Origin of the sequence: Adhaeribacter terreus, from assembly GCF_042657365.1 — a bacterium.
GTDB classification, from domain to species: Bacteria; Bacteroidota; Bacteroidia; order Cytophagales; family Hymenobacteraceae; genus Adhaeribacter_A; species Adhaeribacter_A terreus.
Genome location: NZ_JBHSKT010000005.1, coordinates 271488 through 292780 on the forward strand (window position 1 = coordinate 271488; position 21293 = coordinate 292780).

At 45.7% G+C, this 21293-nt stretch carries 14 protein-coding genes; 4 read left to right on the top strand and 10 right to left on the bottom strand.

The window, feature by feature from the left end:
- Positions 1–602 precede the first annotated feature (602 nt).
- On the bottom strand, positions 603–1976 hold the full coding sequence (locus ACFPIB_RS10685; protein WP_378017444.1) for a deoxyguanosinetriphosphate triphosphohydrolase: 1374 nt from the start codon (positions 1974–1976) through the stop codon (positions 603–605).
- A 158-nt stretch (positions 1977–2134) separates the two neighbouring features.
- Between ACFPIB_RS10685 and ACFPIB_RS10690 the strand changes: the two genes are divergently transcribed.
- Together ACFPIB_RS10690 and ACFPIB_RS10695 are read left to right on the top strand one after the other, a co-directional pair.
- Positions 2135–2818, top strand: coding sequence for a hypothetical protein (locus tag ACFPIB_RS10690; protein WP_378017445.1), 684 nt, complete (start codon positions 2135–2137; stop codon positions 2816–2818).
- Positions 2819–3013: 195 nt separating this feature from the next.
- A complete protein-coding gene (locus ACFPIB_RS10695) occupies positions 3014–3754 on the top strand; it encodes a hypothetical protein (protein ID WP_378017446.1) in 741 nt (246 codons plus the stop codon).
- Between the two features lie 239 nt (positions 3755–3993).
- Here the strand turns inward: ACFPIB_RS10695 and ACFPIB_RS10700 are convergent, their stop codons facing one another.
- The 8 genes from ACFPIB_RS10700 to ACFPIB_RS10735 form a co-directional block, all read right to left on the bottom strand.
- Positions 3994–6360: a M56 family metallopeptidase gene (locus ACFPIB_RS10700; protein ID WP_378017447.1), complete on the bottom strand. Its 2367-nt coding sequence runs from the start codon at positions 6358–6360 to the stop codon at positions 3994–3996.
- Complete coding sequence (locus ACFPIB_RS10705) at positions 6357–6749, bottom strand: BlaI/MecI/CopY family transcriptional regulator (protein ID WP_378017448.1); 393 nt, start codon at positions 6747–6749, stop codon at positions 6357–6359. Before ACFPIB_RS10705 ends, ACFPIB_RS10700 begins: the two co-directional genes overlap by 4 nt.
- A gap of 243 nt (positions 6750–6992) precedes the next feature.
- Positions 6993–8792 carry a hypothetical protein gene (locus ACFPIB_RS10710; RefSeq protein WP_378017449.1) on the bottom strand — a complete coding sequence of 600 codons (1800 nt, stop codon included), beginning with the start codon at positions 8790–8792 and terminating at the stop codon, positions 6993–6995.
- Positions 8793–8905: 113 nt separating this feature from the next.
- Positions 8906–10693 (bottom strand): hypothetical protein, encoded by a 1788-nt coding sequence (locus ACFPIB_RS10715; RefSeq protein ID WP_378017450.1) that lies wholly within the window; start codon positions 10691–10693, stop codon positions 8906–8908.
- A gap of 141 nt (positions 10694–10834) precedes the next feature.
- Positions 10835–13243, bottom strand: coding sequence for an ABC transporter permease (locus ACFPIB_RS10720; protein WP_378017451.1), 2409 nt, complete (start codon positions 13241–13243; stop codon positions 10835–10837).
- A gap of 268 nt (positions 13244–13511) precedes the next feature.
- Positions 13512–14951 (bottom strand): hypothetical protein, encoded by a 1440-nt coding sequence (locus ACFPIB_RS10725; protein WP_378017452.1) that lies wholly within the window; start codon positions 14949–14951, stop codon positions 13512–13514.
- A gap of 155 nt (positions 14952–15106) precedes the next feature.
- The gene (gene mgtE, locus ACFPIB_RS10730) at positions 15107–16483 is read right to left on the bottom strand and encodes a magnesium transporter (RefSeq protein WP_378017453.1); all 1377 of its coding nucleotides are present in this window, start codon (positions 16481–16483) and stop codon (positions 15107–15109) included.
- A 497-nt stretch (positions 16484–16980) separates the two neighbouring features.
- A complete protein-coding gene (locus ACFPIB_RS10735; protein WP_378017454.1) occupies positions 16981–17658 on the bottom strand; it encodes a 2-C-methyl-D-erythritol 4-phosphate cytidylyltransferase in 678 nt (225 codons plus the stop codon).
- A 174-nt stretch (positions 17659–17832) separates the two neighbouring features.
- Here ACFPIB_RS10735 and ACFPIB_RS10740 point away from each other — a divergent pair, with 174 nt between their 5' ends.
- Positions 17833–18411, top strand: a complete 579-nt coding sequence (locus ACFPIB_RS10740) for a carbohydrate binding domain-containing protein (protein ID WP_378017455.1) — start codon at positions 17833–17835, stop codon at positions 18409–18411.
- An 89-nt stretch (positions 18412–18500) separates the two neighbouring features.
- Here the strand turns inward: ACFPIB_RS10740 and queA are convergent, their stop codons facing one another.
- Positions 18501–19547: a tRNA preQ1(34) S-adenosylmethionine ribosyltransferase-isomerase QueA gene (gene queA / locus ACFPIB_RS10745; RefSeq protein ID WP_378017456.1), complete on the bottom strand. Its 1047-nt coding sequence runs from the start codon at positions 19545–19547 to the stop codon at positions 18501–18503.
- Between the two features lie 252 nt (positions 19548–19799).
- Here queA and ACFPIB_RS10750 point away from each other — a divergent pair, with 252 nt between their 5' ends.
- Positions 19800–21044, top strand: a complete 1245-nt coding sequence (locus ACFPIB_RS10750; RefSeq protein WP_378017457.1) for an ABC transporter permease — start codon at positions 19800–19802, stop codon at positions 21042–21044.
- The last annotated feature ends 249 nt before the right edge of the window (positions 21045–21293 follow it).

Consider the following 21293-nt stretch of genomic DNA (forward strand, 5'->3'; position numbering starts at 1 on the left):
CTGGTACCGTCAGCGAAAGCAGATTGCAATGACAATTCTCTGAATTGGGATTTGTCAGATTCAGGGATTAATGGATTTAACCACCCTCACCCCCCTTGAAAAGGAGGGGAGCTTTTCCTTCCATTGTTTCACTTCATTAATTTACTCATTCCGCCAGCGCAGCGTCACACGAAAATCACGTTTGCTAGAAAGCTCAACTAAAAAGAAGCTGACTATGGAGGGAAATGATACCAGTTTCTGCGTTCGCGGCCTCCGCACTTTCCGATTTCGTCAGAAAAGCCGCGCGCGGCCAGGAAAGTGTGAGACGCGAACGCAGAAACAAAGCCACCCGGCTTGAGGGAGAAAATTGCCGATGAAAATTAAAAGCCAGATGTTTAGCAGAAAAAGTATTTCAAAACGCTAGCACTTTTAGTTGAAAAACTGCTGCCCGCCGACGAGGTCCTTCAGAGCTACGCTCGCAATCTTCGCGCTCCCGCGCTCAATTGTGCTCAGAATGACAAAAATGGTATGCTTTTGAGCCTAAAAACTCAGAAATGCGGCTTTATAAGTTCCCTCGACTAACGCTCGGGATGACGGAAAACGCATAGCAAACTGCCTCATTACTAATACATCTTTGGCAACGAAATCCCTTTGATCTTCCGGTAAAGCGTAATCGCCGCCTGATCGGTTAAGCCCGAAATAAAATCCGTAACGTTCAAGATCTTTTCGTAATCGGAAGGGCTTATTTTGCGGTCTAAACCCAGGAACTGATCCGGAATAAGATCGAGCATTTTCTGGTTTCGGCGCGACTGCGTGAAGAAAACCGCATTCAGAAACACATCGAGCAAACCGCCTAAAACTTCGAAACCAGCGGCTTCAATTTCTAAAACCGGACGGTTCTGGTAAATTTTCTGGATGGAGAGTTTCTTGATCTCATCCAGAGCAGGTTTGCAGCGTAGTTCACCGATCAAAGCTTTATCGAAACGGCCGGCTAAAATGGCTTCTTCTTCCAGCAGGAAAATTTCCGCCGATTCTGCAATTAATTTCCCGATGATCTTCGCCCGCAGAAACCCGATTTCCTCGCGCCAATCCGAAAAATGAATGCGGGAAACTTTGCCTTCCGGCTCTTCCAGCAGGTCTTTTAGCAGTTTTTTGCCTTCTGCCGCCGGAATTAAGCCTAATTTGCAGCCGTCCTCAAAATCTACAATGCGGTAGCAAATATCGTCGGCGGCTTCTACTAAAAAAGCCAGCGGGTGCCGGTGAAAAAACACGCCCGATTCCGAGCTTTTCCGGAGCAAACCCAATTCAGATGCAATGTTGCTGAAACGCTCTTTCTCGCTCTGGAAAAAACCGTATTTCTTTTCGCTGCAAAGTTTAGAATTCGGGAAATGCGGCACGCTTTCTTTCGGGTATTTGGTGAAAGTGGCCAGCGTGGTATAAGTTAAGCGCAAACCGCCGGGCGTGTCGCATTGCGCCGGATACGTGTGCGTCAGGATCCGGAAACCGGCGGCGTTGCCTTCAAAACGCTGTAAATCGGCTTTTTCAGCTTCCGATAAATTACGCAGAAAAGGCGCGGCTTCCGAACTCTGAAAATAAGCCGAAATAGCGTCTTCGCCGGAATGCCCGAACGGCGGATTACCAATGTCGTGCGCCAGACAAGCGGCCGCTACGGCATCGCCAAAATCGTTGTCGGAAATGTTTTTATGCTGCGTAAGTTTGGGGTGGCGTTCTACAATGTTTTTACCCACAATTCTGCCCAGGCTCCTGCCCACACAACTGGTTTCTAAACTATGCGTAAGGCGGGTGTGCACAAAATCGCTTTCGGGCAGGGGCATTACCTGCGTTTTATTTTGCAGTCTTCGGAAGGCCGAAGAAAAAACAATACGGTCGTAGTCGCGCTGAAATTCTCCGCGCACCGATTCGTCGGCCTCGTGGTGTTTGGCCTGATCTTCGAAACGTTTTTTTGAAAGCAGTTTTTCCCAGTGCATTGGCTCCATACGCGCAGATTTTCAGAAATATGTTCCGAAGCTACGGCAAGCCGGGCAAAGCTGCAAACCTGTGGCCATTTTTCCGTAAAAACGCTGGTAAACTTTCCGGTTTCAGGCTGGTTTACTTTTTGTGCCCCAAACCCTACCGTTTTTTAGCTCTTAATTTTATGCGAAACCGCCTTTTAGTTTTTCTGCCCGTTTTCATAGCGTTTTTGGGTTGCAGCAAGCCCGCCGGAAAAAGCACCGATATGCAAACTGCTTCTACTACCGCTTCCACAGAAGCCGTTTCGCAAACCTGCCCCGAATATTTTTATTACTACAACCAGGAAAAAATTCCGATGCAGGTTAACCCCGCCGTTTTATTAGTAGGTTTTACAGAAGGACAAACGCCGGAAAATCAGCGGAAGCTATTGAGCCGTTTCACAGAATTTGCGGAACTGGGTTCGGAGCAACGTTCGGCGGCCGGAGCATTTACCATTGTAAAACTGAAACCCGCCACTACGTGTCCGCAGGCGCTGGCAATGGCAAAAAAACTGCAGCAAATGCCGGAAGTTACGTTTGCCAACCCAACCTTTAAATCGCCGCCTACATTGGGAAATACTTATGCCTGGGTGGGCGTTACCTCGGAATTTATTGTAACCCTGAAACGCAGAGAAGACCTGCCAACCTTTGAAAACGCGATCGCGCAAACCAAAACCAAAATCCTCGATCCGCTGGGAGAAACTACTTTCCTGGTTCAGGCTACCAAAACCGCGCAAGGCAACACCCTGGAAATGGCCAATTACTTTCACGAGCAACCGTATGTGCAGAATTCAGAACCCGATTTTTTCCTGGCCAGTCCGCAAAATTAAAGCTTAAAACCGCCTTTTTCAGGTTTGTAAAACGCTATGGGAAAGCACCGTAAAACTGTCTTTTGTTTTCATAACTAACTGAAAATCTATATATTAAAATTAACATAGAATAAAAATATTCGGAAAAATTTCAGCCATTTCGTAGCCGCGCGCCGTAGAATGGGTAGAAGCTCACCTTTAACCGCCCTTTTACCTATGAAACGACTTATCTACATCACTTATCTGGGCCTTCTTGCGCTCATTCTTATTTCGTGCCACAAAGAAAACGTTGCCCCGGATGGCGCGCTGGCCACTCCTACTCCCAATGAGGCCCGCTTTGGTTCCTGTTTTTCCTACCATTATTTAACTAAAACCGGCGTGTTCCAGTTAGGCAATGCGCGCACCGATTATGTGCTTGTAGGTTTTGGCGGCAATGTAACGTTGGCACAACAACAGGCTTTACTTTCGCAGTACACCATTTTCGACCAGATAGACGGCGATTATTTCTCCGATTCCGGCATTATTACCATTGTAAAACTGAACAGCAACGCTACCTGCCAGGCTGTTGCCAATATGATCAATAATCTGGAAAGGAAACGACAGGTTAAATTTGCCGGTCCGGTTTTCAACGATCCGAACGGTGTGCTGGCCTGGATCGGGCAAACCAATGAAATAACGGTAACCCTGAAAAACGCGGCTTATTATCCGCATTTGCAGCAGCTGGCCAGAATAACCAGAACTACCATTGTTACTAATTTGTGGGATGATACCTATTTGCTGAGCGCCGATAAAAATTCTGCCGGAAACAGCCTGCAAATGACCAGTCTCTTCAACGTATCTCCTTTTGTAGCGCTAGCCGAACCAAATTTTCTGGCCCAATCTCCACCATTAAGAACCGGCGACAAACCGCAGCGGAAGCTAGCTAAAACATTCCTGCCAGCGCTGGCTGCACTATAAAACGCATTAAAACGCTATGTTTTCAGGTATAAAAAGTCGGGTATGCTAAAATCCGGCCTTAAAGATTCATAACCTCGGAAGGGTTAACAAAGAAAGGACAGGGTATTTTATCCTGTCGTTTCTTTTTTAGGGCTTCTCCTTTTCACATGCTTAAACCTGAATAAAGCAGTCAGTATAAATGAAAAAAAGGAAGGCACAAGTTGCGCCCTCCTTTTCATTCACCCAAAACATTTTAATAATTAATTCTCGTTTATCACTTCATTGTAGTTGCCGCCTTTTTCCAGACCCGGGTGGAAGAGTTTCTTATATTTCTCGAAGGTAGCTTTTGGTTGTTTTTTACCGTTAATGGTCAGCCCGTCTTTGTTTATCTGGTAATTAAAGCTCTTATCGTTTTCCCCGATCAGTTTGTCTTTTCGAAGTTCGGTTTTTAGTTTTTCTAACCGTTCGGTGCGTTCTTTGGCGGCTTTGGCTCTTGCCTCAGCAGCTTTTGCTCTGAGTTCAGCCGCCTTGGCACGATCAAGGGCTGCTTTTTCTCTGATCTTAGTTGCTTTGGCCCGGTCTACAGCCGCTGCTTCTCTTAACCTGGCGGCATTTTCACGGTCTTTGGCGCTACGTTCCCGGATCTCTACCGATCTTTCGCGGGCGTCTTTATGAATGCGTTCAATTTCAGCTGCGTTGGGTACGGTTACGTAGATCTGCTTCCGGATATTTTTAGAAAGTTCGGTGCCGTAATCCGCCATTTCTTTGCTGTATTCCTCCATTTCCCGCTCGTACTCGGCCATTTCGGTTTCGTATTCTTTCCATTCTGAGCCCCGGTTTTCCGAAAATTCCTTCATCTCTGTGTCGAATTCTTTCATTTCCGCCTCAAATTCCTTCAGTTCTGCTTCGTAAGCTTTTTTCTCAGCTGCGGAAGCATCGCTAGAAGGTGCCATCGGTTTTATAGGACGCATGGGCGCCATAGGAGCTAAAGGTGGCATCGGCGGCATCGGGGCAACCAGCACTTCAGGAGCAGGAGGTGCTGGCGGAGCCGGATATTGGTACCGGAAACGCGTATTGAATTCCGGGCGGGCATGAGCTTCAGGAGCGGAATACACGTAAACACGCGGGCTGGGCGAAGGAAAAGCCTGTACATTCGGCATATCTTTCAGCGCTTTGCGGGCTTCTTTCACTTCTTCTTTCGAAGCATATTCTTTCTTTTTCTTTTTGCCTTTTTCGCGCGCTTCGTTCCGTTCGTCAATTATTTTCTGAAAAGAAGCCATGTCTTTTTTGCGCACTTTTTTACCGTTTACATAAAGCTCCGCGATTTTGCCGTTCTTATCTTTCACAATAATAATGTCTTCGCCGTCGCCGTCGGGCGCTGCACAAACCGAAAGACTATAGCCATTGGCTTCAAAATCGGTAGAAAAATCGGCGGGCATATTCTTCTTGATCGCCGGTTTAGCTACCTCGGTAATGTCAGTCGTTTTTGCTTCCGACCAGGCCGCAGTGAGGTTAGGTTTTGTTTTTTCTACCGAAATGCTGCCTACGTAAAACGGAAACTCTTCGAATTCAGGCTTCAACTGCGCCATAGCACTTAAAGAAATAGCGCTGATGCTCACCATTAAAATGCAGGCCGCAATAAAACCTTCAGAAAAACTGGCACTGCGGCGCGGTTGGTTCAGCATGCGTTTTATGCGACCAAGTAGCGAACCGCGTTTGCCGTTAAAAGCCATGGCCATAGCCGGGCCGGCTGCAAAATTCATTTCTTCCAGTTCGGCCAACGCGACCGCAAACGCAATGGAATCGCCGCATAAATTCAGGGCAATATCGTCGCAGCAGTTTTCGCGTTCGGCTCGCACATTGGCACTGATCCACCACATGGCCGGGTGATAAAAAAAGATCGTTTCCACTACTGATTGTACCAGGTTAAACAGATAATCGTGGCGGTAAATATGACCCAGTTCATGCGCTAAAATCGCTTCAACCTGCTTTTCCGTTAAGCCGTTTACCGCACCTACCGGCACCAGAATTACGGGTTTCAGGTAACCAATAGCCACCGGCACTTTCACCTGAAGCGATTCCAGCAAAGCTACCGGTTTGGTAAAGTTGAGTTTTGCCTGAAGTTCGTTCAGTTTATTCTGCCAGCGCAAGCCAAGCGGTTTTGCCTGGTAATGTTTTAAACGCTGCACATATGCCAGTCCGCCCAGCATTTTCAGCGCCATAACCAGCAAACCCATGAACCAGATGGTTACAATAAGCGGCAAATGTTTTTCGAAATACGAAGCGAAGAAATCAGCAAAGGGCAAACTTTCGTACCACGTTTCTGAAGCAGCAGCAACGGTTGAAACGCTATGGTTTTGGGCTGAAAAAGTGGTTGTTGTTGCTGGTGTAGTAATTTGGGCTGGCTCCTGGTAAAGCCTGAAGAACGTGAAAACGGCCAGCGCCAGCGTGGTAAACAGCGCCGTAGCCGAAATAAAATAACGTACCTGCGCCGAAGCACGGTTCAGAAAAACCAGCACCACCGAAAGCGCCAACGCTACGAGTGCCCCCTGCCAGAGCGAATGCAGCAGCGTCCAGCCCAAAGCCTGGGTAAGCTCCTGCGAAAGAAAAGTGTCTGCGTACTTCATTTTTCGTCTTTTTTAAGGTTATCCAATAAATTCCGTATTTCATTTAAGTCTTGCTGCGAAGTTTTTTTATTGCCCAGCGCCTGCATCACCAACTTTAAAGCCGAACCCCGGAACGCCGTATCTAAAAACCGGTCGAGGAGTTGTTTCTGGGTAGCGGTTTCGGTAATGGCGGCGCTGTAAATATGCGAACGGCCACTTTCATCGCGGTTTACCATACCCTTTTCGTGCATGATCTGCATCAGCTTAAGGGTAGTAGTATAACCGGTTTCTTTCGCTTTTGATAGTTCATCGTTCACAAAGCGAACGGTATTGGGTCCGTGTTGCCAGAGCACCTGCAAAATTTCAAGCTCCGATTCGGTAGGTTTAATATTATTTGTCTTCTCAGCCATCAGAAAGGTTTGTTTAAAACGTACGAATGTTTTCGTATGCAATTGTACGAAGCTTTTCGTAAAAGGTCAAAGTTTTCTACGAATTTTTTCGTAAATAAATCTGTGAGCAATTCCCGGGACTTGGTAAAAGGAAATTACAGAATAGGAAATTTGCGGAGAATAGTTGGCTTTTGCTTCAGGAAACGACTTTTTAAGGCCAAACGCATAGCGTTTTCAGAAGTTTATTTCCCGGAATTAAGGTGGCTATTTCCGGCGGAAATAAATTAGCATCCGCGGATCTTCGTGAAACAGGAAATAGCCGGAAAGATCGAATGGAACCGGCGCAGCATTTTCAGTACCTATAATAACTACGTCGTATTGGCGGCCAGGCTTGGGTGTATTTTCATCGAAAATGTAATCGCCTTCGCCGGAATAAAGGAATTCGTAAACCACATTAATGCCATAAGCATTGCAATTGGAGAAAACGGTGCGGTGCCCGTACTGGTGAACATTGCGGAGAGAACGCTCTATCCTTTTGCTTTGCGAATGATCCGCATTGAAATCGCGTTGCTGTTTTACTACCTGGTAACCAATGTAAAATGCCATAAAAACCACAGTAAAGCCGGGTGTCATTTTTTGATATTTCGAGGGAAGAAAGCTGACAACCACCTGAAACGCGATGCCCAGCAACAGAAAATCGGCAAAAATTAAAAACAGCCAGATCCTTTCCGGAGGCATTACGCCATGTAAAGTCAATAAGAAAAACGGCAGCACCGATCCGCAAAGCACCCAGCTTAACACAACCAGATCGATGGCAGCGTTCGCATAAATTGCTTTCAATCTCTGCCGGAAAACGAGTAGAAAAAGGAATAAGCTTACGCCACCAAGCCATAGATATTTGCCCAGGGTTTCCTGGCCGAGCATGGCACCATGCATATAACTTACGTAAGCCGGAAGCTTTGCGAAGAACATTTGCCGGCTCATTGCTTGCACATAATCGTTTCCGTAAAGCTGGCCGCCGCCGCTAACGAGCATGGCCGGAAGGTAAAGCAACAAGGTAATAACGCCGATAAAAACGCAGGCAGTAACGAAATGCTTAAGTCCGCGGAAATTCCTGGTAATAAGAAAATAACCCGCCCCAAAAATAACCAGAGAACCAAACGGATACAAAAAAATCGGAATAGTTAAGAAACCGGCCACGCTTGCAAGTATGAATACAAGCCAGTAAGCCGGGTCTTTTTGCTGCACGATCTTCAGCAGGGCAAGGGTGGCAACAATGGTGCAGAAAAGCAAAAGCGTATAACCGCGTCCATGAACGGCATAAAATAAAGCATAATTAGAAAAGCCGCAGCCAACCGCAACAATAAAAGCCACCGGAAACCGGAAAACCGAACGCAGGCTTAAATGCACAACCGGAAACACCGCCAAACTGATCAGTAAAGAAGGCAGTTTCAGAACCAAAAAAGCTTTATCGAAAACAAGATCGAAGGGCAGGCATAAAACGGAATATAGAATGTGGTTATTCGGGAGCGGATAATACGAAAGACTGGCCTCAAGACCTTTGGAAACAAAAAGCAGGTAAGTAGCCGCCTCGTCGGTAATTACCGGGTGCAAACGGAGCATATAAATGCGGGCTGCAACCAATAAAATGCCGGCAGCCAGCAATAAGGATTTTTCCCAAGTTGGCAGTAAAGCCCACTGTTGCTTGAGTTTTTTGAACGGAAACCCTGGCGTTTTTAAATGCAGGCCAAAGGCTTCCGTTAGATTATTTTGCGATGTTCTTCGGAAATGGTAAAATAAAAACATGCAGCTAAACGTCAGCAATGCGAGTGCACCAATTACGATCTGGTAAGTGCTGTAAGAAAAGCCGAAAGCATGCGTATTGCCGGTAAATCTTCTTTCGTAGCAGAAAACCTGGAAAAGCTGCTCAAAGGTCTGGTAAGTATTTGCCGCGAAAAATAACAGCAAAAACCCGGTAACTACCGTCAGTATTCCAAAACCATAGCGTAAGATCTGTCTGTATTCAGGCTGCATCGGTAACAAAACTACAGAAATTTTCAGCAAGCGCAGGAATGAATTTAACAAGTAAAAATGCTATGGTTTCTGCCCGAAAAAGTGGCTTCCCTGATTTTTGAGTAAGGTTTCCTGGTTTACTTTAAAATTTAGCTTTCAGGAGTTTACTCCGGGCGCTTCAGAAAATATACCTGCACAAAATTATCCTGATGAATAAGGCGGTAGCGCGAAAGATCCAGGTTTGTCTGTACGGGGTTGGTGCGACTCAGAATAAGTACATTATAGTGCCTTCCAGGCTCCGTCTGAAACACGTCCATTACCGGAAAGCGTTTATCGTGGGCTAAAAAATCGTACGTAATAAAAAAACTGTAATAGCCATCGGAAGTGTAAATAACCGGGTCGGGTTGTTGCCGAATGACCGTCAGGATTTCGTAGAACGGATCGTTGCTGGTGTGCGGAACCTGCTTGTTGCGCCAATGTTTGCTGGTTTCATAAGTGCCGTAAAATGCCATAAACAGCACCACGAAGGCAATGCTTATTTTTTTGTGCTTGCGCAGAAAAAAGTAAAAGAATACTTGCAGCAAAACGGCTATGGTCAGGAAATCGGCAAAAGCTTTGTAGGTCCAGGTGCGTTCCGGCGGCAAAACGCCCTGCACAAAAATCAAAGCCCAGGGCACCAGCGCACCGCATAAGATCCAGACCAGGTAAACCGGTTTCAGGCCGGAATATTGCCAGAAACCCGCGGCTTTTCTTCGGAATATTAAAAGCAAAAATACGCTTAAAACTGCCAGCAGCCATAAATAAGCACTCATTCCTTCCTGGCCTAAAACCGAGCCCTGCGTGAACGGAAAGAAAAAACTGAGTTTGCTGAACAAAACATCATAAGGCTTGCGCGCCACATAGGCATTATTGAACAGCAGTTCCGGGCCGCTTACCAGTATTACAGGCAGGTAAAGCAAAAGGGTAGCTATTCCGGCGAAAAAAGTAACGAGAATGAACAGCCGTAGAGCCTTAAAATTTTTAGAATGGATGAAAGCAAAAACGGCGAATAGAGAAATGCTGGCAAACGGATACAGAAAAACCGGAACGGTGTAAAACCCGGTCACGGTACAAATCAGGAACAGCAGCCAGTAATAGTTTTGCCGGCCTTCGTATAATTTCAGAATAGCAATAAAGGCAAAAACGGTACACAAAAGCAGCAGCGAATAACCCCGGCCGTGCACCGCATAATACAGCAAATGGTACGAAAAACTAAGCCCCGTTACGGCAAAAAATGCAATACTGAATTTAAAAATTGACCGCACCGCCAGGTACAAAACCGGAAATCCAAGCGTGCTGATTAAGAGCGTCGGGAGTTTATAAGCCCAGTACGGATCCTGAAAAACCGATAGCAATGGCAGGCAAAGCAGCGAATAAAAAACGTGGTTGTTCGGGATAATGTAATAGGTAATTGCGCCAGGCAAGCCGCGGTACAGAAATAAAAAGTACGCGGAGGCTTCGTCTATTTCGTATTGGTAGAGACTGAGCAAGTACAAACGCGCGGCGGTAAGTGCCAGAAATGTAATTAGTAGCAGTTTCTTTTCAAAAAGCGGTAGTTTTTGCCATTGCGCGCGGAGTTTTTGCCCGAAAAAAGCTACCGTTTCCAGAGGCAGGAAATTTGCAAAAAAGGCTGTACGCGGCGCTGTTCTTAGCCGGTAAAGCATAAAAACGCAGCCCGAAAAGAAAACAGCTACGGCAATTTTGGTAATGGTATAAGTGGCTTCAGACATTCCGAAAACCCGGTTTACTTCCACCAGGCCTTCCGAGATAAAGGGTTTATCGGCGTTGAAAGCGGCAAAAACCGGCAGCAGTTCTTCGTAGGTCCAGCTTAAAAAGAACACCAGCAGAAAACCGGCCACCACGGCCAGCATTCCAAAACCATAGCGTAAAACCTGTTTGTATTCGTTGTGCATTTGCAACAAAACTACTGAAATTCCGCTTCCATTAATAGGCTGAAAACGCTATGCTTTCGGGTTAAAAAAGTAAGAGCACCCGGTTCTCAAAACCAGATGCTCCAGATGAAAGAAAAATGCTATACTTTCAGGCCTTAAAACTCATTCCCACTTCAGGCTTTTTACCGGATTGGTATAGGCGGCTTTTATGGCTTGGTAGCTAACGGTAAGCACTGCAATAAGCAAACCGAGGAAACCTGCTAAAACGAAAACCCAAACCGGGATCTGTACGCGGTAAGCAAAATTCTCAAGCCAGTGGTGCATACCGAAATACGCCAGCGGAAATGCAATTAAAGCCGCCAGCATTACCAGTTTCACGAAATCTTTGGTCAGTAAATATACAATGCTCCGCACCGAAGCGCCCATCACTTTTCTTATTCCAATTTCCTTAGTGCGTTGCTGCGCGGTAAAAGAAGCCAGTGCAAACAAACCTAAACACGCGATCATAATAGCCAGAACAGAGAAATAACCGACGAGTTTGCCCAGATTTTCCTGCGTTTTATATTGCTGGTCTAAGCGTTGGTCCAGGAAGAAATATTCCAGCGGAAATTCCGGCGAAAATTTGCCCCAGACCTGTTCCACGTGCGCCATCGTTTGTTCATGGTTTTCCGGGGAAATGCGGAGCGCCAGGTATTTTTTCCAGAAGAAAGAATGTTTGCGGTGCGGCAGATCCAACACAAACGGCCCGATATTATTGGCTACCGAAACGAAATTGAAATCTTTCACCACGCCAATTACTTTTTCGCTGCCACCCGGCGTATCAAAACGTTTCCCAATCGCATTTTCCGGCGTGCCCCAGCCTAAATGTTTTACCATGGCCTCGTTTATGAGCAAACCCAGGGAATCGTCGCGCTGGTGCGTTTTGCTGAAATCGCGGCCGGCTACGAGTTGCAGCCCCATGGTTTTTACAAAATCTTCGTTTATGATCAGGGCAGGAAAATAGATCCACTTGCCGCGTTCCATGCCTTCGTAGTTAAATTCGTGGGTATTGTGGTTTTCGCCCAGAATTTCGTTCATAGTGGTTACGCTGGTAATGTTTTTGTTGCGCTGCAGTTCGTTGATCATAGCATCGGTTTTAGGAGCCAGCGGCGGACGAAGCGGTAAAATCACCACTTGTTCTTTCTTAAAACCCAGATCTACCGAACGCATGTATTTCAGCTGCCGGTTTATTATGAAAGTGCCTACAATTAAGCCCAGCGAAATAGCGAACTGCAAAACCACCAGGCTTTTGCGCAAAACCGCACTTCCGGAACCGGCTTTGGCGGCGCTGCCTTTCAGAACTTTCACCGGCTCGAACGCCGACAGGAAAAACGCCGGATACAAGCCCGAAGCCAAACCGGTAAGCAACCCGATCAGCAGTAAACCAACCAGCAAAGCCGGGTTCGTAAATATATTCGCGTCGAGTGCTTTGCCCGACACTTCACTGAAAATGGGTAGCAGAATTTCCACCAAAGCCAGCGCCAGAATTACGGCCAGGAAACTGAGTAAAACCGCTTCGGCTAAAAACTGACCAATTAACTGCGAACGGTACGCGCCCGAAACTTTACGAATTCCGACTTCTTTGGCCCGGCCGGCAGCGCGTGCAGTAGCCAGGTTCATGAAATTGATGCAGGCAATAACCAGAATGAAAATACCGATCACGCCGAAAATGAAAATATTGTTGATGTCGCCGTTGGGCTGCATTTCGTAATCGAGGTGCGAGTGCAGGTGAATGCTTTTGAGTGGTTGCAAATAATGCGTGATCTGCGGCTGCACAAATTCCGGGTAATATTTCTTGATAAAGTTCGGGAATTGCGCTTCCAGCTCTTTCGGGTTTACGCCTTCTTTAAGCAGCAAATACGTCCAGGCCGGGTTCCAGATCCAGTTTTTGTCCAGGTTCGGGCTCATTAAATAAGCGGTCCGGAAAGAGATCAGACCTTCGAAAGGAATGTGGGTTGGGTGCTCAATTTCTTCAAAAACGCCGGTAACTTTCAGATCGAATTTCCCTTCAAATTTCAGCACTTTGCCCATCGGGTCTTCGTCGCCGAAATATTTTTCTGCCAGTTTTTGGGTAAGCACAATAGAATTAGGTTCGGCCAGCGCTTTCTCCGGATTGCCCTGCGCCAGCGGAAAATCGAAAACCCTGAACAGCGTGGAATCGGCAAAGAAAAGGTGTTTTTCGTTCAGCTTTTTCTCGCCGCGCTCCAAGGTTAAAGTAGGCTGCTGAAAATTGAAAAAGCGCACCGTTTCTTCAATTAAATGCGGATAATCGGTTTTTAAAGCTTTGGCTACCGGCGGCGGATTGCTCGAAGCTTCTTCGCCCTGTCCTTCTTCCGAATCAAGTTTGCCCACCATGCGGTAAATGCGGTCGGCTTTGCTGTGGAATTTATCGTAGCGCACTTCATCCTGAATGAACATGAAAATAAGCAGGAAGCACGCAATGCCTGTAGCTAAACCAAGCACAGTAATGGCCGAATAGAACTTGTGGCGCAGCAAATTGCGGTAAGCAGTCTTGAAATAATTCTTCAGCATAGCAGCAAAAAACGGTAGGTGAAAAGGTGCAAAAACCCGAAGCAGCAAGCAAACGCTTCGCCCGGAATTATAATACTTACACGAAATATGCCACGCTGAAAACGGTAGGCTTTTGGGCTGAAAAAGTGGTTTTGAAGTTGAAATTGAATGAATTGGTGTTCGTTTTCAAACAGTTGTTTATCCGGTTTTGGACGGTAGTAATTGAAAACACAAAGGGCTGACTGAAAATTCAGACAGCCCTTAGTGTAAACTAAGCAAAAGCTTTTCCTTACTTCTTTCTTATAAACTTCCGGAAGGAAATGGTAATTGCATCATTCTTCAAATTCGATTTGGAAACGATTCTTAATTGTGGTTCTACTGTGTGTTCATAATCAGGGCCTATTTCCATGATTGGTTTACTTGAAAACCTATTTGCATAGCGATATCCAATACCAATTTCGCAAGCTTTGCCTACCCGACCATTCAGATTTAAACCGGCATGGTAACCCACAAAATAATCGTGATAACCCTTAAGGCGCGTAACCATCCCATTCATTCTTGGATAGCCTTCCATGCTACCCAGATCATCAACATAGCTTTGCCATAAACCAACTTCCGGTGAAATGAATAATTTATTGCGCACTATAGGTAATGCATATCTCACCGAAACCGGGGTCGTTAAGATCAATAGTGACCAACCACCATAACCTATACGAGAAGTGCTTGCATAATTAATATTGCTGGTGCCTACTCGAAAGCCAGCTTCCAGATTCAAACGGCTTCTAAACTGGTAGCCTTTATAAAAAGTTAAATAAGACGTCCAGGTAGAGGCAACTTGCGCTTTTTGTGTATAACCCGGATCTTCCTGCACTTGATTGGCATAAAAGGTTTGCTTCCCGGTTTCCAGGCCCCAGTATTTTCCGTGGTAAATCGGCTTTGCGACTGAATCGGATCTCGGAAATTTAACAGCTTTGTAGAAGTTTACAAATTTCTGGATTGGCATCCGGTATCCAAGCCTGATCTCGGCATAATCGCCTTTGGTTTTTATAGAAGATTCATAATGCAGTACATTCGGGGTTTGGCTCAGGTAATCATCCATCTTGAAATCAAAACTTCCGATCGTATTAAATCCTTTATAGTAGGCTGCTTCAAGCAAAAAAGCATTCCCTCTTTTGGTTTTGTATTCTAAGCCAAGCGCAGCGTTTACCAAAACAGATTTTTCTTTTAGCGTATTGGTGCCAGCCGATACCCAATAAACCATGTCCGGATGAGGTTCGCTTAATACATCAGACTTGATAGGCATGCTCACATTTTCCAGATCCAGCAAGGCAACTCCCAGACTGCCGGTAAAATGTAAGGCTTTTGTAATATTTTTCCGATAACCTAGGCTCAGTTCATATTGCTTGTTGTCGAAACCGGCCTCATAATCCCTTTCTATACCTAAAGTATCTTTTCCAAAATGCTGGAAGCGGTTTTTTAAGTTAATAGTGCCTTTCTTAAAAGTACCTCTTACAAATAAATTATCGGTAAGCTCGTATTGCAGGAAAATTCCTTTGGAAGAAGCCGTTGTACGATTCGATTTAAAACTATTGGGTTGCTTGCCCTGCACGCGGATATGCATGGGTGTGTTTAAGCCGCCAAGTATACCAAGGCTTAGTTTTTGAGTGGTTTGCGCATTAACGGTGCCGATCAGGCAAAAGCTTAAAAGAATAAGGAAAAGCGATTTCATTTCGCAATATTAACAATAGCCAAGTGAAATACATCGATTTTTATTGTTAAAGTATTAATCAAAATAATTTCAATGTTTTCTAATTTCAGGGAAAGAAGAGACTTCTCCTCACGCCGAGATGACCGCAAAAAACGCTATGCTTTCATGCTCAAAAACTACAGCAACGTACCCCTTAAAAAGAAAAACGCAAACGAAAAATAGATAACCAAACCCGTTACATCTACCAAAGTAGCTACAAAAGGCGCGGAAGAAGTAGCCGGGTCGAGTTTCAGTTTTTTGAGCAAAATAGGCAGCATAGAACCCGATAAAGATCCCCATAAAACCACACCAACCAGCGAGAAACCTACCGTATAAGCAATTCCCAGCCAATGCGGACCGTATGAATTCATAAATTTCGCCCAGACCAGAATGCGCAGGAAACCAATTAAGCCCAATATTCCACCAAGCATTAAACCCAATAGCAATTCTCGCCGCATCACCCGCCACCAGTCCGAAAGGTAAACTTCGCCAATCGCCATAGCCCTGATAATAAGCGTAGTTGCCTGCGAACCGGTATTGCCGCCGCTGGAAATAATAAGCGGAATAAATAACGTGAGTACCACCGCTTTGGCAATTTCATCTTCAAAAAAACTCATGGCCGAAGCCGTAAGCATTTCGCCTAAAAGCAGGATCACGAGCCAGCCGGCGCGTTTTTTTACCATATCCAGCAGCGGAATAGTAAGATACGGTTCTTCGAGTGCTTCGGTACCACCCAGTTTCTGAATATCTTCGGTGTCTTCTTCTTTAACCACCGAAAGCATATCATCTACGGTTACAATACCAAAAAGCAGACCTTCTTCGTCTAGAACCGGTAACGCGTTGCGGTCGTTTTTGCGGAAAATTTCTACGGCTTCTTCCTGGTCCTGCATGGCGCGCAGGGCCACGAATTTATGGTCTATCAGGTCGCGGACCAGCGTGCCTTTGGGTGCCAGAATTACTTCGCGCAGCCGGATATCGTCGATTAGAATGCCTTTTTCATCTACTACATACAGCACCGAAATGGTTTCCGAATCGTGGCCGAATTCGCGGATGTGGTCAATTACTTCTTCCACCGTCATGTCTTCCTTAATGGCTACATAATCGGGGGTTACCAGGCGGCCAACGCTGGATTCGGGGTAGCCTAAAAGCTCGAGCGTAACTTTGCGTTCTGTTTCCGAAAGAATGGCGATCAGCTCTTTTACAACCGTATTGGGCAGGTATTCGAGCAAAGCGGTCCGGTCGTCGGGCGACATTTCGTTCAGGATGGCCGCAACTTTATCGTTGTTCAGCGCATTGATAAAATATTCCTGGGTTTCGAAATCGAGGTACTCGAAGGTGCGGGCGGCCAGTTTGGTGGGCAGCAGCCGGAAAATAATAAGTTGTTCCTTTTCTTCCTGTTCGTTGATGAGCTCCACCAGTTCGGCTGGTTCCAGTTCTTTCAGCACATCTTTCAGCGTATAGAATTCGCCTTCCTCGATCAGGTAATTTATTTCGGCCAGCTTTGCGTGCTCCATTTTGCTGCTACATCTTCGGGTAAAAAATCTTGTTGCCGCAAAAGTATTAAGTTCTGCGCATATCCGGTTACGTACCACCGAAATACTACGTGCGCGGGGCAAATAAAACTCCCAAAACGGTAGAGTTTGGGCCTTAAAAAGTAATTTGTCTAATAAATGCGGAAGTTTAACGGAAAATTTACATTTGGTTATAGATGAAGCTGCGCGCAAAAACGTAAAGCTTACTATACGCAAACAAAGAAGTTCGGAAAGGAGGGTGCGCTATGCGAATACCAAAAATGAGATCGGCACATCTGATCTTTATTCACCGGGAGCTTTATTTTAAACACAACTATTACCGGCGGAATCATTTTTTCGGTAACAGAACCAGCCGTCCGGGTTGGCGCAAATAAAAAGATTGCCTGAAATGTTCGTGAAGACTGCTTGTGTTTTTGACTTTATAGATCCCGGGAACGACATATTTTAAAGCAGACTTTTGAGTTTTTGGGGCTGAAAGTCTACCGTTTTTGGTGCAGCACTTCGGCCCAAAGCAGGTCTTCGGGCGTGGTAATTTTTATATTTTCGTAACTGCCTTCGGTTAAATTAATTTTCGTGCCCAGCTTTTCTACTACACTGGCATCGTCGGTAAAAGTGCTTTCTTCCGGCAATTCGTAGGCTTTTTTAAGCAATTCAGCCTGAAAACACTGCGGCGTTTGAATAAGCCGGAAACTGGTGCGATCTACAGCCTGGTTGGTTTCCCCTTGCACTTCTCTGATGGAATCTTTCAGGGCCACGCTTACCACCGCCGTGCCTTTTTCGCGCGCCACGTGAAACGCTTCGGCAATAATTCCGGCAGAAACGAACGGACGAACGCCATCGTGCACCGCTACCACGCCATTTTGTAAAACTGCTGCCAAACCATTTTTTACCGACTGAAAACGCGTAGCACCGCCCGCCACCACTTTATGCTGCATTTCAAAAGCATGCTGCGCGCAAAGTTCTTCCCAAAACGCTATCTGATTGTGCGGTAAAACTACGATCAGCTCCATTGCCGGATTATAAGCGTAAAACCGCCGGATGGTATGCATGAGAATTGGTTGGCCGGCGAGCGTTAGAAATTGCTTGGGCAGGTTGCTTTGCATGCGCGAGCCGGAGCCGCCCGCCACAATTATCGCCGTTTCGGGGTTTGCAGTCATGTGGTAAAGATAGGAGTTTTAAATTTTTATGGCGGGAATATAGATTTCCTTATTTCATTCTTATTTCATTTGTTATATTTGAAAAACAATACGTAGTGATTACCAGTTGGTAAAGTGTATTTCCGTAAAAGCGAATACCTTTATTAAATTCTTCAACTCTTACCCGATAGCATTATGAAGCGTTCTTTATTGATCCCGTTCCTGGCGCTGTGTTTGTTTTCTTGTGAAAAAGAGGAACCAAGACCCGTTGTAGAAGAGCCTGCACCCGTAGTAGAATTAAAATCTTCTATCAGCTGCGGCGATTCCTGGTCTGCCACTTGCCTGGATGCCAACTGGGATGTTTCAAAGACTTCGGCAGCCAGCCTTACTGTTGAGCAAGACGGTTATAATGGAAAGAATAGCCTGTATTTTTCTAATCCGCACGACCCTAATGAAGTTAATCCGCAGCCGCTGAGGATCAATACTTATATTAAGAACATTAAAAAAGATACGCCCTATAAGATCAGTTTCTATGCTAAAATAAAAGGGTATCCTGATATGCGGAGTAATCCGTCGCTGGCGGCTTATGTATTTACGAAAGATGCCTGGTACGGCGAAATGTATTATGGCAGCGAAGGGGGTGAATATCATACGAAAGATTGGAGCAAGTATAGTTTCACTATTATAGGCAAAGATGAGCCAACGGTAAACTTTGAGCTTTACTCGCTTTATGACAATACCTGGATCTCTGATCTGAAAATAGAGGCGATGTAATAGCTGGGTTTTGAAATGCTTGAAACAACAAAAAAGTCTGCTTCTTTCCAGAAGCAGACTTTTTTGGCTTAAAAGCATAGCGTTTTTTCTTACAGAATCAGCATGGTATCGCCGTAGCTGAAGAAGTTGTATTTCTCTTTAATGGCCATTTCGTACGCTTTCATTACCAGGTCGTAACCACCAAAAGCCGCTGTCATCATCAGTAACGTAGATTCTGGCATGTGGAAGTTGGTAAGCAGCGAGTTGGCAATTTTGAAATCGTAAGGCGGGAAAATGAATTTATCGGTCCAGCCTTCGTTCGGTTTCAAGCGATTGTGTGCCGATACCGAAGATTCCATGGCGCGCATGGTGGTAGTTCCGATCGCGCAAACGCGTTTTTTATTATCGAGCGCTTTGTTTACCATTTTCGCAGTTTCCTCATTAATAAAGAACTGCTCCGAATCCATTTTGTGCTTGGTCAGGTCTTCTACATCTACCGGACGGAAAGTGCCTAAACCTACGTGCAAGGTAATTGGCGTTACATCTACACCTTTAATCTCAAGGCGTTTCAGCACTTCTTTGGTAAAGTGAAGGCCAGCCGTTGGAGCTGCCACTGCGCCGGTATGTTTGGCATAAACGGTCTGGTAACGCTCTTTGTCTTCCGGTTCGGCTTCGCGCTTAATGTATTTCGGCAGCGGCGTTTCGCCCAGGTCGTGAATCGTTTTGTAGAATTCCTCGTCGGTGCCATCGAATAAGAATTTAATGGTACGGCCGCGGGAAGTGGTATTGTCAATTACTTCGGCTACCAGGTCGCTGTCGCCGAAATAAAGTTTATTGCCTACGCGGATCTTACGGGCCGGATCAACCAGCACATCCCACAGGTGAATATCTTTGTTTAGTTCGCGGAGCAGGAAAACTTCAATTTTAGCGCCGGTCTTTTCTTTGTTGCCGTACATGCGCGCCGGGAAAACTTTGGTATCGTTCACCACCATCACGTCGCCATCGTCGAAGTAATTCAGAATGTCGCGGAAGATCTTGTGTTCAATTTCGCCGGTTGCACGGTTAAGCACCATCATACGCGCTTCATCGCGTTGTTTAGCCGGGTGCGTAGCCATCAGGTCGGCCGGTAGCTCGAATTTAAATTCTGAGAGTTTCATTTAATAATTACGGTTATTAATGAGTGAATTAATAAGGAATAATTAACAACTAGTAATAAGATGTAAGACATCGGCAGCGCTATTTTGTTTATAAACTTACAGCAAGCGTGTATTGGTTTATAAATTGCGGGCTCCGGTTCTCAATGCTTAATTATTAATTCTTAATTAAAGAAACGGCTGCAAATTTACGCGTTTTTGCCCGGATTATTCTTACTTTTAGGCAATTTAGTTGCAAAGCCTTTATAAATACCCATGATCTACCTGCGTTTAGTTCTGGAAAGTTTCCGGTTTGCCGTAGAAGCGCTGCGCGCAAATGTTTTACGCACGTTGTTGTCTTTGCTGGGCGTTACCATTGGTATCTTCTCCATTATTTCGGTTTTTACCATTGTAGATTCGCTGGAGCGGAATGTGCGCAACAGCATGAGTTTTATTGGCGAAGGCGTAATCTACGTAGAAAAATGGCCCTGGATCTTCGATGGCAATTATCCGTGGTGGCGTTATTTTAAGCGGCCTGCCCCAAGTCTGCGCGAATTCCGGGCGCTGGAAAAGCGGCTTGCGCACCAGCAAGGCGTTTCTATTTTCTGGAATAAAGGTGGCGCAACGCTAAAAAACCGCTCAAACAGCATTTTCGATATTAATGTACAGGGCGTTTCGTTCGGCTTTAATAAGGTAAGCGATGTGCCGGTAGAAACCGGGCGGTATTTTACGCCGCAGGAAATTGAAGGCGGCCGCAACGTGGCCTTAATTGGTGCAGATATAGCCAGCGATCTTTTTCCCGGTCAGAATCCCATTGGCCACGATCTGAAACTGAAAGGCCTGCGGTTCCGGGTGGTGGGAATTATGGAGCGGCAGGGGGAGAATATGTTCGGCGCCAGCAACGATAAAAATGCCCTGATCCCTTACACTGCTTTTATGCGCATCTATCCGGTCGGCCCTAATCGTCTGGAACCTAGCATTGCGGTAAAAGGTCTGGAGTCGGATATTGGTTTGCTGGATCTGGAATACGAAATACGGGGCGTAATGCGCAGCCTGCGTAGTTTAAAGCCGCGCGATGAAGATAACTTTGCCTTGAACCGGCCCGAATTACTGGCAGATATGGTAACCGGCCTGTTCGATGTGGTTGGCATTGCAGGCTGGGTGATTGGTGGGTTCTCTATTTTGGTAGGTGGTTTTGGAATAGCCAATATTATGTTCGTTTCGGTGAAAGAGCGCACTAATATTATCGGTATTCAGAAATCGCTGGGCGCTAAAAATTTCTTTATCCTTTTTCAGTTCCTCTTCGAAGCAATTTTCCTGAGCCTGATCGGGGGAGGTGTGGGTATTTTGCTGGTGTTCCTGATTACGCTTATTCCGCAGGATGCGCTGGAGATTATGCTGAGCATTAAGAATATTGTGTTGGGCTTAAGCGTATCGGTGGTTATTGGTTTGCTTTCGGGAATTATTCCGGCGGTGCTGGCTTCTAACCTTGATCCGGTAATTGCTATTCGTTCCAAATAATCATCAGCACTTTTTCGGCCTGAAACTATAGCGTTTTTTTATTTCCACTTTTGCAGGTTAAAACCATAGCGTTTTGTCTGCGGGTTCCTTGTTCCCTTTGCTGTACTTTCATGTTCTGAAAGTATACCGTTTTCTCTTTTCCGCCTTTTCAGATTCTCTTTTTTCTGAGCCGTTCCGATATTCTGTTTCCTTCCTTTCTTCCTTATTTATAAGGTCTATTTTTTTAATCTTTCAAAAATTGTGATTTTA

Coding starts and splice junctions, on each gene's coding strand:
- ACFPIB_RS10705 (WP_378017448.1), bottom strand. CDS start 6,749: ATGGCTGAGAAGACAAATAATATTAAACCTACCGAATCGGAGCTTGAA.
- ACFPIB_RS10740 (WP_378017455.1), top strand. CDS start 17,833: ATGAAGCGTTCTTTATTGATCCCGTTCCTGGCGCTGTGTTTGTTTTCT.
- ACFPIB_RS10715 (WP_378017450.1), bottom strand. CDS start 10,693: ATGCACAACGAATACAAACAGGTTTTACGCTATGGTTTTGGAATGCTG.
- queA (WP_378017456.1), bottom strand. CDS start 19,547: ATGAAACTCTCAGAATTTAAATTCGAGCTACCGGCCGACCTGATGGCT.
- mgtE (WP_378017453.1), bottom strand. CDS start 16,483: ATGGAGCACGCAAAGCTGGCCGAAATAAATTACCTGATCGAGGAAGGC.
- ACFPIB_RS10690 (WP_378017445.1), top strand. CDS start 2,135: ATGCGAAACCGCCTTTTAGTTTTTCTGCCCGTTTTCATAGCGTTTTTG.
- ACFPIB_RS10700 (WP_378017447.1), bottom strand. CDS start 6,360: ATGAAGTACGCAGACACTTTTCTTTCGCAGGAGCTTACCCAGGCTTTG.
- ACFPIB_RS10735 (WP_378017454.1), bottom strand. CDS start 17,658: ATGACTGCAAACCCCGAAACGGCGATAATTGTGGCGGGCGGCTCCGGC.
- ACFPIB_RS10695 (WP_378017446.1), top strand. CDS start 3,014: ATGAAACGACTTATCTACATCACTTATCTGGGCCTTCTTGCGCTCATT.
- ACFPIB_RS10720 (WP_378017451.1), bottom strand. CDS start 13,243: ATGCTGAAGAATTATTTCAAGACTGCTTACCGCAATTTGCTGCGCCAC.
- ACFPIB_RS10750 (WP_378017457.1), top strand. CDS start 19,800: ATGATCTACCTGCGTTTAGTTCTGGAAAGTTTCCGGTTTGCCGTAGAA.
- ACFPIB_RS10685 (WP_378017444.1), bottom strand. CDS start 1,976: ATGGAGCCAATGCACTGGGAAAAACTGCTTTCAAAAAAACGTTTCGAA.
- ACFPIB_RS10725 (WP_378017452.1), bottom strand. CDS start 14,951: ATGAAATCGCTTTTCCTTATTCTTTTAAGCTTTTGCCTGATCGGCACC.